The 14,034-nt window shown below is 65.3% G+C and carries 11 protein-coding genes and 1 pseudogene; 5 read left to right on the top strand and 7 right to left on the bottom strand.

Translation table 11 applies throughout. The features are described 5' to 3' along the window. The first annotated feature begins 2 nt into the window (after positions 1 to 2). From AB7Z56_RS31410 to AB7Z56_RS31400, 3 genes are read left to right on the top strand one after another with little or no spacing between them, the layout of a single operon-like run. On the top strand, positions 3 to 239 hold the full coding sequence (locus AB7Z56_RS31410) for a DUF1127 domain-containing protein (RefSeq protein ID WP_187388104.1): 237 nt from the start codon (positions 3 to 5) through the stop codon (positions 237 to 239). 40 nt (positions 240 to 279) lie between these two features. Beyond that, positions 280 to 807, top strand: a complete 528-nt coding sequence (locus AB7Z56_RS31405) for a glutathione S-transferase family protein (RefSeq protein ID WP_354233017.1) — start codon at positions 280 to 282, stop codon at positions 805 to 807. Further along, positions 702 to 971, top strand: coding sequence for a glutathione binding-like protein (locus AB7Z56_RS31400; protein ID WP_354123439.1), 270 nt, complete (start codon positions 702 to 704; stop codon positions 969 to 971). The genes AB7Z56_RS31405 and AB7Z56_RS31400 overlap by 106 nt, the downstream gene beginning before the upstream one ends. Before the next feature lie 347 nt (positions 972 to 1,318). On the opposite strand, the gene AB7Z56_RS31395 is transcribed toward AB7Z56_RS31400, so the two are convergent. From AB7Z56_RS31395 to AB7Z56_RS31385, 3 genes are read right to left on the bottom strand one after another with little or no spacing between them, the layout of a single operon-like run. Next, positions 1,319 to 1,903: a DUF1254 domain-containing protein gene (locus AB7Z56_RS31395; RefSeq protein WP_063984559.1), complete on the bottom strand. Its 585-nt coding sequence runs from the start codon at positions 1,901 to 1,903 to the stop codon at positions 1,319 to 1,321. Then, complete coding sequence (locus tag AB7Z56_RS31390) at positions 1,900 to 2,478, bottom strand: DUF1214 domain-containing protein (RefSeq protein WP_063984558.1); 579 nt, start codon at positions 2,476 to 2,478, stop codon at positions 1,900 to 1,902. The genes AB7Z56_RS31395 and AB7Z56_RS31390 overlap by 4 nt, the downstream gene beginning before the upstream one ends. A gap of 9 nt (positions 2,479 to 2,487) precedes the next feature. Further along, complete coding sequence (locus AB7Z56_RS31385) at positions 2,488 to 4,773, bottom strand: transglycosylase domain-containing protein (RefSeq protein ID WP_071915626.1); 2,286 nt, start codon at positions 4,771 to 4,773, stop codon at positions 2,488 to 2,490. A gap of 291 nt (positions 4,774 to 5,064) precedes the next feature. Here AB7Z56_RS31385 and AB7Z56_RS31380 point away from each other — a divergent pair, with 291 nt between their 5' ends. Continuing rightward, positions 5,065 to 5,580: a YcgN family cysteine cluster protein gene (locus AB7Z56_RS31380; RefSeq protein WP_014496718.1), complete on the top strand. Its 516-nt coding sequence runs from the start codon at positions 5,065 to 5,067 to the stop codon at positions 5,578 to 5,580. Positions 5,581 to 5,736: 156 nt separating this feature from the next. After that, positions 5,737 to 7,323, top strand: coding sequence for an MDR family MFS transporter (locus tag AB7Z56_RS31375; RefSeq protein WP_063984556.1), 1,587 nt, complete (start codon positions 5,737 to 5,739; stop codon positions 7,321 to 7,323). Between the two features lie 3 nt (positions 7,324 to 7,326). Here AB7Z56_RS31375 and AB7Z56_RS31370 read toward each other — a convergent pair whose 3' ends face one another. The 4 genes and pseudogenes from AB7Z56_RS31370 to AB7Z56_RS31355 all read right to left on the bottom strand — a co-directional run bounded on the left by AB7Z56_RS31370 (position 7,327) and on the right by AB7Z56_RS31355 (position 13,930). After that, complete coding sequence (locus AB7Z56_RS31370) at positions 7,327 to 9,027, bottom strand: alpha/beta hydrolase (protein ID WP_063984555.1); 1,701 nt, start codon at positions 9,025 to 9,027, stop codon at positions 7,327 to 7,329. Positions 9,028 to 9,048: 21 nt separating this feature from the next. Continuing rightward, positions 9,049 to 11,565, bottom strand: coding sequence for a GAF domain-containing protein (locus tag AB7Z56_RS31365; RefSeq protein WP_063984554.1), 2,517 nt, complete (start codon positions 11,563 to 11,565; stop codon positions 9,049 to 9,051). 95 nt (positions 11,566 to 11,660) lie between these two features. Further along, positions 11,661 to 13,304, bottom strand: a pseudogene (locus AB7Z56_RS31360) (thiamine pyrophosphate-requiring protein); the annotation flags it as partial. Between the two features lie 191 nt (positions 13,305 to 13,495). Beyond that, entirely contained in the window at positions 13,496 to 13,930 is a 435-nt protein-coding gene (locus tag AB7Z56_RS31355) for a hypothetical protein (RefSeq protein ID WP_231144432.1), read from the bottom strand. Positions 13,931 to 14,034 lie beyond the last annotated feature (104 nt).

Below are 14,034 nucleotides of genomic sequence, written 5' to 3'. Positions count from 1 at the left end.
AAATGTCAATACCTATTGCCGTTCGCGGTTTTCCGGCGCGAGTTCGACGCAGCGCGACGGCTGCGGATCATAAACATAATTCATGGCAGGCGTTGATCGGCAGATGGCTTGCCCGTATCGAGCGGATAAATCAGCGCGACGATCTTCGCGCGATTGCCGACAATCCCCATCTCCTTGCCGATCTCGGGCTCACCCGGGAAGAGGCCTTGGAGCAAGCGAACAAGCCGTTCTGGCGCTGATCGAGCCCGATCGACAGCAAGCGAACCGGGAGGAGAAAAGATGTCCGAGACCATCGTTTACGGCTTTCCCCGCAGCACGTTCGTCAACATCGTGCGGCTCGTCCTCACCCACAAGGACGTGGCCTACCGCTTCGAGGACCTCGAGCCCGTGATGGGCAGGAGCGAGCATCTCGCGCTCCATCCGTTCAACCGCGTTCCGATCTTCCGGCACGGCGACTTCACCGTCTACGAGACGCGCGCCATCGTCGGCTACATCGACGAGGTGTTCGCGGGAGCACGGCTGACGCCGCAGAACCCGCACGCGCGGGCTCGCATGAATCAATGGATCGGTGTCGTCGATTCCTACGTCTATCCCTACATGATCTACCATGTGACCCACGAGCGGCTGGTGTTTCCCGAGCTCGGGATTGCATCCGACGAGAAGGTGGTGGCGCACGCACTGCCAAGGTCGAGAACGCACTCGTGGCCATCGAGCGCGAGCTCGCCGATGGTCGGGACTACCTCCTCGGTCCAGAACTCTCGATCGCGGATTTCTACCTTTTGCCAAGCACCTTTGCGTTCAGCCTGACGGAGGAAGGCAAGGCCATGTACCCGAAATATCCGGCCTTCTGTCGATGGCGGGAGCGCATGGAGAGCCTGCCGACGACGCAGAAGCTGCGCGCGATCCTGCCGCCGCGCGCGCCCATTGCGCATGCCCGCGAGTGGGCGCACTCGCACCGCCCGAGATATTGAGCTAGGCTTGGACTGACACTGGGGGCAGGGACTTTCCGCCAGGTACCCGACGCAGTGGATTGCGTTTTCGAGCGGCGGGGGACGACGGTGATCCTTAGATCACGGCAACCTGTGCTACGACATGAAAAACGCGGCGGATTGCTCCGCCGCGGGTGTTACGAACTTTCGATGTTGCCATCATGCCAGTGTTTTGCCCGACGTGTCAAAGGCGGCCAAAATGGTCTCGCCGCTGAGGTCGCGCTGCTGCTGATCGGTCGTTCAGATTAGCTAACAGTTTCAATGCCCCCGCTACTGTGCATGGGGTTGTTTTTCAGTTTTTGTATTGCGGCTCGCCGAAACGGCCGCGCTCAGCGCCGTCCGCGCGGCGCTTCGGCCTTGGCGGGCGCTTCTGTCTGCGGCGCGCAGGTCGCAGCCTGAAGCGAGTTTTGCGCCTGCTGCATCAGGCCGGGCTCGGCGGCGAGCGCCTTCATCACGATCAGGCCGGTGGTAGCAGGGGAATCGATGATGAGGCGGTCGGCCGCGGTGATCTCTTCGTCCTCGGGCAGCTCGTTGTGCTGCGGCTCGGTCATGAGGTCGAGCTCGATCACCTTCTTGCCGGCGGAGCGGTCGTTGATGGCGTAATAGGCGATCTCGTTGCGGGTGTAGAACGACACCGAGGTGTAGGCCTGGCTCACCGGCACCGTGAGCTTGAGCGGCCCGCCCGTGAGGTCGTAGCGGCAGATCGCGATCGCGAAGGCCGGGTCCATGAACGGCATCGGCGAATTGTTGGGATCGGCGAGGGGAAGCTGCGTCACGGCATTGAGCTTGGTCATCGGCGTCAGCCGCGAATAGGCGTCCTGTGTCGCGATCCGCGGCAGCGCCAGCACGCTGACGAGATGGACCACGAGGCCCAGCACCACGCCCGCGACGATGGTGAACATCAGGCGGATCATGAGCAGCCCACCGTCTTGATCGTGGGCATCGGCGCATCGCGCTGGGTGCGCGTCGCGACCCCGACCGGCGTGTCGTAGAGGCGCAGCATCAGCGCGTAGCGCTCGATGCCGCCGGTCGGCAGCCAGTTGCCGGCGCGCGAGCGCGAGGCGATGCGGATCTCGAACGTCCCGTCGGACTGCCGCACGATCTCCTGGCTGGTGAAGCCATAGCGCTGCAGCGAATTGGCGACGAGGTGGCCCTTGCGGTCGTACAGCGTCAGCGTCCAGAACCGCGCCGGCGGCGTCACGCCGGAGACGATGACGTCGCAGCGGCCGTCGAGCGCCTTCTTCTTCTCGTCGGCGGTCGCGGTGAAGGCGACGCCGTCACCGGTGCCGATCGGCAGCTCGCCATTGCGCACGATGGTGGCGCGCGAATAGGGATCGACGTCGGCGGTGCCGGTGCGCGGGCGGGCGGTCCACGGGCCGATGGTCAGCGCGCCGATCTCGGTGCCGCGCGTCGTCGTCATCCAGGTCGCGCCGACGCCGACCACGCTCGCGAGCAGAAGGGCCGTCAATGTGATCAGGATCAGCCGCACGGGTTTCGATCAGTTCTTGCGCGGGACGGATGCATTCGCATTCTCTTCCGCATAGTTCTGCGGGAAGGCGAGCGCGCTCGTCGACGACGCCGGCTTGGCCAGCTTGTCGTCGTCGGCAGCCGCCTTGGTCGCGGTCCTGGCGGCGTCATCGAGCAGCTTCTCGACGCGCACCAGGACGTCGGCGCCGCGCTTGGTCAGCACGGGCGGCGGGCCGGGCTTGGTCTCCAGCACCTTCGGCGCCGCATTGGCCTGCGCTGCCGTCGGCTGCGGCGGCAGCTTCTGGCCCATGCCGATGCCGGGGATTTCCCGGACCTCGACGCCCTGATGCGCGGTGACCATGATGTCGTGCCAGGTCTGCGCCGGCAGCGAGCCGCCGGTCATGCGGTTGGTCGGCGAATAGTCGTCATTGCCGTACCACACCGCGCAGGTGAAATTGCCGGTGTAGCCGACGAACCAGGCGTCGCGATACGCATTGGTCGTGCCGGTCTTGCCGGCGGTCGGAATGCCGTCGAGCGCGGCGCGGCGCGCGGTGCCTTCGCTGACGACGTGGCTCATCATGCCGGCCATGTCGGCGGCAACGGAGGCCGGGATCGCCTGCCGCGGCTTCGGACCGTCGCGGTCCCAGCGCCAGACCGGATCACCGGCACCGGTGCGCACTTCCAGCACCGAATGCGGCGTCACCGCCTTGCCGCGGTTGGGGAAGGTGGCGTAGGCGACGGCGTGCTCGATCACGGTGACTTCGTCCGAGCCGATCGGCAGCGACGGCGTGTCGGGCAGCGGCGCCTTGAGGCCGAAGCGGCGGGCGACCTCGACGATCTTGGCGCGGCCGAGCTTGGCCGGGTTCGGCGCCTTCGGCTGTTCCTTCTGGCCGATCGCGATCGACAGCTTGACCGGCACGACGTTGATCGAGCGCGTGATCGCCTGCGTCAGCGTCACCGAGCCGGAATAGGAATGGCCATAGTTCTGCGGACACCAATTGCCGATGCAGACCGGACCGTCGACCACGATCGAGTTTGGCGTGAAGCCGTTGAGGAGCGCGGTGGTGTAGACGTAAGGCTTGAACGACGAGCCGGGCTGGCGGTAGGCGTCGGTGGCGCGGTTGAACTGGCTGGCACCATAGTCGCGGCCGCCGACCATGGCGCGGATGCCGCCGTCGAGATCGGAGACGACGGTCGCGGCCTGCGTCGCGTGATAATCGCGGCCGAACTGGCGCAGCTGGTTCTCGATGGCGTCTTCCGCGGCCTTCTGCACGTTGGTGTCGATCGCGAGGCGCACCACGAAGACGCGCTCGGTGTAGGATTTCGGGAAGGTGTCGACCAGCTTGCGCATCTCGTCGAAGGCGTAGTCGAGATAGTAGTTCGGCGAGGCCTCGTCGCGGCGATCGACCGCGAAGGCCGGGTTGCGGCGGGCGCCGAACACCTGGCCCTCGGTCATGAAGCCGGCGTCGACGAGGTTGTCGAGCACGACGTTGGCGCGGGCACGCGCCGCGGGCAGGTTGATGTGGGGCGCGTATTTGGTCGGCGCCTTGAACAGGCCGGCGAGCATCGCGGCTTCGGCCAGCGTCACGTCGCGCGCGGATTTGTTGAAGTAGAAGTGGGCTGCGCCGTCGACGCCAAAAGTGCCGCCGCCCATATAGGCGCGGTCGAGATAGAGCTTGAGGATCTCGTTCTTGGTCAGGCGCCATTCCAGCCAGACCGCCAGGAAGGCCTCGTTGACCTTGCGCTCGATGGTGCGCTCGTTGCTCAAGAACAGGTTCTTGGCGAGCTGCTGGGTGATCGAGGAGCCGCCCTGGCGGACGCCGCCGGCCTGGGCGTTGGTGACGAGCGCGCGCGCGGTGCCGGCGATGTCGATGCCGAAATGCTCGTAGAAGCGGCGGTCTTCGGTGGCGAGCGTCGCCTTGATCAGCACGTCCGGAAAGTCTTCCAGCGGGATCGAGTCGTTGTGCTTGATGCCGCGGCTGCCGATCGGGTTGCCGTAGCGGTCGAGGAACGACACCGCCAGGTCGGACTTCTTCAGCCAGTCCTCGTCCGCGGTCTCGCGGAAGGCGGGGATGGCGAGGGTGAGCATCACGACCAGGCCGCCGAGGCCCAGCGTCGCGGCCTCCGACAGCGGCTCGATGAAAACCCAGCGCTTCCACCGCCCGACATAGAAGCGGTCCATGAAGGTCGAGTAGCGCTCGTAGAGCTCGCGGATGCCCTTGGCGGAGGAGAACAGCGAGGAATCGATGCGCGCGTCGAGATCCAGAAAGAAATTCCGGATGCGGCTCTTCCAGTTGGATGGTGTGTTCTGGACCACCTAGAACCCTTGAGGCTCGGTTCGACAGCGTTCAGGCACCCGGCCGGGCGGCACCGAGACGTCTTGAGGGAATGTTACGGCAAACCCAAGGCGCCGGTTCGCGTCCGAGGGGACTTGCTGTTCCTTCTAGCCGAGCAGGGCCCATAAACCAATGGTCAGGCTCGCGATTTTGAACAACAGGCCTAATTGACCCCGGTTCATTACGGGCCTCAATTGGGCGTTGCTTGCAGCGTCCCGGCCGCACGCCGTAGATGAACGAGCCGTAGCTCTTTCGAACCCTTGTTGAGGCGCATGACCGCAGCTCCCAAACGACCTTCAGGCCAGGAAGGATTCTTCTGGAAAACCAAGACGTTGGAAGAGCTGTCGACGGCCGAATGGGAGAGCCTGTGCGACGGCTGCGGCCGCTGCTGCCTGAACAAGCTCGAGGACGAGGATACCGGCGACATCTATTTCACCCATGTCGGCTGCAAGCTGCTCGATGCCGGGACCTGCGGCTGCAAAGACTATCCGAATCGCTCCGCCAAGGTTCCCGACTGCGTCCGCCTGACCCCGGCCAATGTCCGCACCCTGAACTGGCTGCCGCCGAGCTGCGGCTACAAGCTGGTCGCGGAAGGGCGCGACCTCTATTGGTGGCATCCGCTGGTCTCGGGCGATCCCAACACCGTTCATGAAGCCGGCGTCTCCGTCCGCGGCCGGGTCGAGGGCAGCGAGGAGGAGATCCCGGACGAGGAGCTCGAGGACCACATCGTGCAATGGCCGGCGCAGCTGCCGAAACGGGCACGCCTGAAGCGACGTCCGAAGGACTGACCCGCCTGCGACGTCGAATCACGTCATCGCGATGACCCCGCGGCGGGATGCACCCATGCGCCGCGGTGCCTGCCTGAGAAGAACTTTCCTCTCTACATTGCCTGCATAGAACGAATCCTTCGCGGCGTTTGCGCCGCTTCACGGCTTCCGATCGAGATGAACAAGTTCGACCGGCAGAGCAGTTCTGCCGACATTCAGGCGTTGCCTGACGACATTGCCGAAGAGCTGTCCCGCCTTCCCAGCGAGGTCTTGAGCGTCGACGACGCGCCTTCGCTCGCGCCGCCGGCGCCGTTGTCGCAGGACGAGGTCCGGACCATCGTGATCAGCCTGATGCTGACGATGTTCCTGGCTGCGCTTGACCAGACCATCGTCGCGACCGCGCTGCCGACCATCGGGCGCCAGTTTCACGACGTCTCCAATCTCTCCTGGGTCATCACCGCCTATCTGCTCGCCTCGACCGCGGTCGCACCGGTGTTCGGGACGCTGAGCGATATCTACGGCCGCCGCGTGATGATCATCATTTCGCTCAGCCTGTTCGTCGCCGGCTCCGTGCTGTGCGCGATCGCGCCGAACATGCCGATGCTGATTCTGGCGCGCGGCCTTCAGGGCCTCGGCGGCGGCGGCATCATGCCTGTCGTGCAGACCGTGATCTCCGACATCGTCTCCCCGCGCGAGCGCGGCCAGTACCAGGCCTATTTCTCCAGCGTCTGGATGGTCGGCGGCATTTTGGGCCCGGTCATCGGCGGCGTGTTCGCCGAGCATCTGCACTGGTCGATGATCTTCTGGATCAATCTGCCGCTCGCGGCCGCCGCCATCGCGATGCTGCTGCCGAAGATGAAGAAGATCCCGGTGTTCCACCGCAAGCGCAAGGTCGACTGGCTCGGCGGCGTGCTGCTGATGGCCTCTGCGGTCGTCTTCATGCTGGTGCTGACCTGGGGCGGCACGCGCTATCCGTGGCTCTCGCCGACCGTGCTTGCGATGGTGGGCGGCGCCGTCGCGCTCGCGGTCACCTTCGTGTGGCACGCGCGGCGGGCCGACGAGCCGTTCCTGCCGTTGAAGCTATTGACGGGTTCGGTGGCGCCTTTCGCCATGACAGCCGGTGGCTGCGGGCTCGGTGCGATCACGGGCCTCACCGTGCAGCTGCCGCTCTATTACGAGTCGGTCTACCATCTCAGTGCCAGCGAGGCGGGCCTTGCGCTGATTCCGCTCGCGGCAGTCTCGACCTGCGGTGCGGCGATTGCCGGCCGTACCATGGCGCGCGCAAAGCACTACAAGCGCGTTGCCATCATCGGCACGTCCTGGGCCGCGCTGTGCGGCCTCGCCCTCACGGTCACCACCTTGCCGCTGTGGGGCTTGCTGATGCTGATGGCCGCGTTTGCGCTCGGCCTCGGCACGACCTTCCCGGTCTGCGTGGTCTCGCTGCAGAATTCGGTCGCGCGCCCGCAAGTCGGCACCATCACCGGCGCGATGAACTTCTTCCGCTCGCTGATGTCCTCGTTCACGGTCGCGGCGTTCGCGGCGATCCTGCTGATCGCGCTCGGCGCCGACGTTCCGCTGGCCGGTGAGCATCATGCCGTGGGCAACATCCCCGCGATTCCCGCCGAGGATATGAGGCACGCGTTCCGCTACGTCTTCGGTGCCGCCACCGCGCTGATGACCACCGCCTCGCTCTGCCTGATCATGATGGAGGAGCGGCCACTCGCCGGCCCCTCCGTCACGCAGCAGGTGGAGATGGCGGAGTAGGGGTTAGCCGCCGCGATCGGGATCGTCGTCGGCATCACCTGCGCTCGTCTTTCGCGCCTTCGCCGCAAGCTGTTCCTTGAGACGCGCGAGTGCTTCGGCGGACCAATCATTGACATCTGTCACCGCGACCCAGGCATCGACGTAATGCTCGGGCGCGTAGACATGGCCAAAGCCCATCGGCGTCGCGGTCGCGACCGCCATGTCGAGGGCGAGCTGCAGCATCGTCACGATGGGATACCAACGCAGCTCCGGTGATACGTCCGGCCCGCGCGGCGCATTCATCCAGTCCGGCGCCCGATAGGCGTCGCGGTAGGCGAAGAACGTGATCGCGTCGCTGGCATATTGCAGATAAACGACGCGCATCGGCCCCCAGGGCCTATCCGGCGGCACCGTCGGCCCGTTCTGGTTCATGAAGCGGACGAGGCGGCCGTCGCGGAATTCCGGGAGCCAGGCCGGCGATCCTGGATTGCGGTTCGCGGTGACCGATCGCCAGATGCGGCTCTCGAATGGCGCCCCGCTCCACAGCGCGCCGCCAATGGGATCCCCGATCGTCTCGAACAGCTCCGCGGATTTCTCCGAGTTCATGGCGCCGAGGCTCAGTCCATGCAGATACAGCTTCGGCCGCTTGTCCTTCGGCAGCGTCGTCCAGTAGCCGTAGATTTCCGCGAACAGTGCGCGCGACGCTTCCGCGCCGTATTCGGGCTGAAACAGCAGCGACAGCGGACTGTTGAGATAGGAATACTGCATCGCGACGCTCGCGACATCGCCATGGTGGAGATATTCGACCGTATCCATCGCGGCCGGATCGATCCAGCCCGTGCCGGTCGGCGTGATGACGATCAGGATTTTGCGGTCGAAGCCGTGTTGGCGCTTGAGCTCCTCGAGCGCAAGCCTGGCGCGCGCTTGCGCGGTGTTGCGGCTCCCGAGCCCGACATAGACGCGCACGGGATTCTGCGCAGGCCTTTCCGTGACGGCGCTGATCTCGGCTGCGGCCGGGCCTGAGGCAATGAACCGGCGCCCCATGCGCCCGAGCTCGGTCCACTTCACCAGCGATGCCGGGCTTCCCGTCCGACCGGGATCGGTCGGCTGCGGCCGCTCGGGCTCGAACAGAACATCGAGTTCGCGGAAGGAGGAATCGAGTGCGTTGAACGCCGTGCGGATCAGGACATTGCTGGCGATCGACCAGAACAGCAGGGCTGCGACGAGCACGCCGATCACGTTCGCGACCTTCCGCGGAACGAGGCGTCGTGTGCGCGCGGCGAGAAAGCGGGCGACAAGCGCGAACAGCCGCCCCAGCGCCAGCAGCAAGACGAACGTGATCAGGGCGATGACGCAGACCTTGAGCGGATGGGCGGTCTCCAACGGCGCCATCTTCATCACGGCGCGGATCGAGTTCTGCCATTCGGCCGTGCGCCAAAGGAAGACGATGACGACGAGCAAGCAGACGGCTGCGGCCAGTGCATTCGCAATTGATCTTGCGCGCGCCGAAGGTTCGGGCAGTTCGAGATAGTGCCACAGCCGGCGCCACAGGATTCCGGTGAAATAGCCGATCGCAAAGCAGCCGCCGGCGAGGGCACCTTGCGTGAGATAGCTGCGCGGGATCAGCGTCGGCGTCAGCGCGGCAGCGAAGAACAGCGCACCCAGCATGAGGCCGACGCCGGACAGCGACAGCAATTGTCGCCGAATGAACCGAGCTGGATTCATGAAAGCACCTCCCGAGCCACGCTATCCTCCGGTCGTGTCCGGAAAGCTGCTCTTTCGCGGCAACAGGATCGTGAACTCCGTGAACGCGCCGGGCTCTGTCGTGACGTCGATCGTGCCGCCGTGCTGCTTCACGATGATGTCGTGGCTCATCGACAGCCCGAGACCGGTACCTTCGCCGGCCGGCTTGGTGGTGAAGAACGGATTAAACATCTTCGCCTTCACGTCTTCCGGAATGCCGGTGCCGTTGTCGCGGATGCGGATCTCGATGCTGTCGCCGCGGTCGCGGGTCGCGGCGATCACCACCGGCTCGTAACCGGCGGCGCCGCTGCCCATCTGGCGCCTGGTCACCGCATAGAACCCGTTCGAGATCAGGTTCAAAAGCACCCGGGAAATCTCCTGCGGAAACACCTCCGCCGAACCTGCCGCCGGGTCGAGCTCGCTCTTCATCGTCACGTCGAAGAGCGGCTTCTCGGCACGCGCGCCGTGATAGGCGAGGTTGAGGCTCTCCTCGACCAGGGCGTTGATGTCGCTCAGCCGGTGCTCGCCGCCGCCCTCGCGCGAATGCAGCAGCATGTTCTTGACGATGGAATCGGCCCGCCTTCCGTGCTGCACGATCTTTCCAAGATTGTCTCTCAGCAGCCCCGTCAGCTCGTCGACCTCCGCGCGCAGATCGTCGGCGAGCGGGACGGGCGCAAGCACCTCGTTCAGCTCGTCGGTCAGCTCGGCCGAGAGCGATGCAAAATTGTTGACGAAGTTGAGCGGGTTCTTGATCTCGTGCGCAATTCCGGCGGTGAGCTGGCCGAGCGAGGCCAGCTTTTCGGTCTGGACCAGGCGGTCTTGCGCCGCGCGCAAATCGTCGAGCGATCTGGCGAGCTCCCGCGTGCGGTCCTGCACCTCGTTGAACAGGCGGGTGTTCTCGACCGCGATCACGGCCTGGTCGGCAAAGGTCTTGAGCAGGCTGATCGCCTTGTCCGGGAAAGGCCCGGCCTCGCGGCGCGTCACGCCGATGGTTCCGATCGCAATGCCGTCGCGCAGCATCGGAATCACGAGGATGCTGCGATAGCCTCGCGTCCGCGCCAGCTCCCGCATCGCCTCCGTGAGGTCGGGCTCGTTCTGCATGTCGCTGCGGAAGGCGTATTCACCACTCGTCGCCACCCGGCTGTGAATGCCCGATGCCGCAAGCGGCGCCGGGAACGAGCTACGCAGCTCCGCGTTGCCGGCCTCGTTGTCGGTGGTGAAGGCGGCCAGATGCAGCATGCCGTTGAAGACGCGGGTGACGGTGGAGGAATGTCCGCCGACCAGCGCCTTGGCACTGTCGGAGATGGCCTGGAACACCGGCGTGACGTCGGCCGGCGAGGCCGCGATCACCTTGAGGATGTCGGCGGTCGCGGTCTGCCGTTCCAGCGCTTCCCTGGTGGCGTTGAACAGGCTGACATTCTTGACCGCGATCACCGCCTGGTCGGCGAAGGTCTGCAGCAGCCGCACATGATGCTCGGCGAATGTGCCGGTCGTCCGCCGCGTGGCGATGATGACGCCTTTGGCCTCGCCCTCGCTCATCAGCGGCGTGAACAGCATGCTGCGAAAGCCGCGGGCGCGCGCGATGTCGCGTGCCGCCGGCTCGAGCTCGGTATCCGGCAGCTGCGCCGATTCACCATGGGCCGTGAGCTGGTACGCCGGGAACTGCGCGAACGGCACCGGAAACGAGGCCTGGAGCACGCGGTCGCCGGCTGGATCGCCCGGCGTGAATGCCACGAGGTGCGCGGCGCCGTCGACATAGCGCAGCACGGCGGTGGAGAAGCCGCCGATCAGCCGGTTGGCGTTGGCGGCGACGGCGTCGAACACCGGCTGCACGTCGGAGGGCGAACTCGCCAGCACTTTCAGAATGTCGGCGGTCGCGGTCTGCCGTTCCAGTGATTCCCGCGTCTCGTTGAACAGGCGCGCGTTCTCGATCGCGATCGCGGCCTGGTCGGCAAAGCTCTGTTGCAGCGCCATCTCGTCATCGGTGAAGGGCGCGAGGCGGTCGCGGTAGACGATCAGCGCGCCGATCGCCTTCCCTTCAAGCCGCAGCGGCGAGCCGGACATCGAACGCGTGCCGGCGGCGCGAGCGTGAGGCATGCCGGGCCAGTCGGCGATGGCCGGATCGACATTGTCGAGATCGGGGACATGAACCTGCCGGTTCTCGGCCACGATGGTGCCGGGCATGTTGCGGCCGCCGATCTTGAGCTGGGCGAGCGGCACGCCGGCGCCGACGCGCATGGAGCTGTCACCGACACGGATCACCCTGGACCACCCGTCGCCTTCCGCAATGTGAATGGTGGCGCTCGGCGCGCCGAACAGATGCATGGTCGCTTCCGCGATCTGTTGCAGCGAGCCCTCAGCATCGCCCGAGGAGTTGGCGATGGTGCGCAGGATCTCCATGCTGGCGTTCTGGCGGTCGCGCGCAATGGCAAGCTCGGCCTGCAGGCGGGCATTCTCGGCCGCTTGGGATCGCAATTGCCGTTCGAGCTCGGCGGCCTTGTCCTGGGGAGGCGCGGTCATTGATAATCCGGCTAAGCGCCGCGACGTACGCGGTACCAAGCCCGATTATCACATCTCCTGCGGCCGGAGCCAGCGCCCACAGCCTTGTGGCCGCCTCAAGTCCCTGGCCGCGACACCTCGGTCTCCTTGCTGGTGATGAACTCCAGCAGCACCGGCACGCCTTCCTTCGTCTTCTGGATGCCGCGCTTGATCGCGGGGATGATGTCCTCCGGCCTCGTCACCCGCTCGCCATGACCGCCAAAGGCGCGCGCCATCGCGGCATAGTCGCCGGAAATGTCGGTCGAGCGATATTTCTCGGTCGAGATCGGCATCACCTTCAACTCGATCGCCATCGAGAAATTGTTGAGCAGGATCGACATGATCGGGATGCGCTCGCGCACCGCGGTCTCGAAATCCATACCGGTGAACCCGATGGCGGCGTCGCCCCAGACATTGATGCAGAGCTTGTCGGGCTTTGCGAGTTTTGCGCCCATCGCGAGCCCAAGGCCGTAGCCGAGCTGCGTCGTCTTGCCCCAGCCGAGATAGGTGAGGGGCTCGACCGCCTTCCAGAACGGCGAGAGCTGGTCGCGCGGACTGCCGGCATCATGGGTGATGATGGTGTTCTTGATGTCGACGGTGTGCTGGAGGTCCCAGAGCACGCGATAGGGGCTGAGCGGCGCGTCATTGCTGGTGAGTTTTGGCATCCATTTCGCCAGCCACTCCTTGTGCGAAGCGGCGATCTCGGCAGCGATCGCTGATGCATCGCGATCCTTCGTGACGGTCTTGCCGGTCTCCTCCAGCAGCGCATCGAGCACGAGGCCGGCATCGCCGACGAGGCCGACCTTGGCTTCCACATCCTTGTTGAGATGGTTCGGATCGAGCGTGGAGTGGATGATGGTCTTGCCCTTGGGCATCGCGATGCCGAAACTGGTTTCCGTGAACGAGCAGCCGATGCCGAAGATCACGTCGGCCTCAGCGAGGAATTTCGGGACCGCGCGCGGCACCGCGAGGCCGCCCGAGCCGAGCGACAGAGGATGCGTTTCCGGGAACGATGATTTGCCCCCTAGGCTGGTGGTGACGGGAATGGCGAGCCGCTCGGCGAGCCGCTTCAGTTGCGGCCAGGCCTGCGCGTAGTGCACGCCCTGGCCGGCATAGATCACGGGGCGCTTCGCGTTGACGAGCAGGGCTGCCGCCTCCTTCACATGAACGGGATCGGCGCCGTAGCGCGTGCGCAGCACCGGCGTGTAGTTCAGCGGCTCCGGCACCTCCTCGTTCCACATGTCGGCGGGGATCTCGACAATGACGGGCCCACCGCGGCCGTTCTTGAGCTTGGTGAAGGCACGGCGAAAAATGTTGGTGACCTCGGACGCTAAAATGATCGGCTCGGACGATTTCGAAAACGGCTTCATCGCCTCGCTGGAATTGAAGTTCGGCTCGATATGCGCGAGCCGGCGCTGATAGCCCATCGGCAGCACCAGCACGGGCACGGATTCGCCATAGCATTGCGCAACGCCGCCCATTGCGTTCTCGGCGCCCGGCCCGTGCTGCATGCAGAAGGCGCCGATCGAACGCCCCGACGTCACCCGCGAGATCGCGTCCGCCATATGCACCCCGACGCGTTCCTGCCGCACCATCACGGGCCGGATCTCGGCCTTGGCCGCGTGCTCGATCAGATGGTTGACCGGATAGCCGCAGAGGATTTCGATCCCCTCGCGCTTCATGATTTCCGCAATGGCGGTGCCGAGCTTCATGGCGTCTCTCTCCTCAGGCTTGGCCGGTTGCTCCGGCCGATTGGGGAGAGAGGATCAGGAATTTACAGAAGGGTAAAGCACGGGTGGGCGACGGTCGCGGTAGGTCAGCCATGCAGCGAGCTGCCGTAGCCCGGACGGAGCGACTTGTCCGCCGTAGCTCGAAGAGCGAGGGCGGAAGCGCAATCCGGGCTACAAACGTCCTACTTGCAGTTTTTGCAGATCGTCAGCTTTCGTTTCAACGCCTCATCTTCCTGATCGATCGATGACTGGCCGCCGAGGCCATTTGTATCGGGATTGGACGTGGAATTGGACTTGGCGCCCTTTGCTGCGCGTGACCTCACAGGCGGCGTCACCTGGCTTGAGGCGTCGTTGTCGTCGACGGTGCCTACGCTGAAGCCATCGTAGTCGGCGGCCGGATTAGGCATCGGCGGAGGCCCGCCGATCACAGGGGGCGAAGCCTCCCTGCCGGATGTCGCCGGCGGAATTCTGGAAGTTTTGGCGCTCGCGCGCGGTGGCGATGCATTGGGCGGGGCAAGCGAAACCGGAGGCGCGACCGAAGTCTGTCCTCTCGCGCTGTCGTGCGACCATGCGCCGACAAACATGAGGCTGAGAGCCAAGACCGTCGCGCTTCTCATCCGCATCCTTCAAACAGCTCTGGTCCAATGATTGAGCATGGCCCGTCGAACCACGCCGGGCCGAAGACTATCAGGACTCAAAAGGCCGTCAAAGCGCGGGAGCG

This window comes from Bradyrhizobium sp. 482_C4_N1_8 (assembly GCF_052075965.1).
GTDB lineage: Bacteria > Pseudomonadota > Alphaproteobacteria > Rhizobiales > Xanthobacteraceae > Bradyrhizobium > Bradyrhizobium barranii.
Note: the sequence above shows the minus strand (reverse complement) of the source record. Positions and strands in the feature narration are given on the sequence as shown.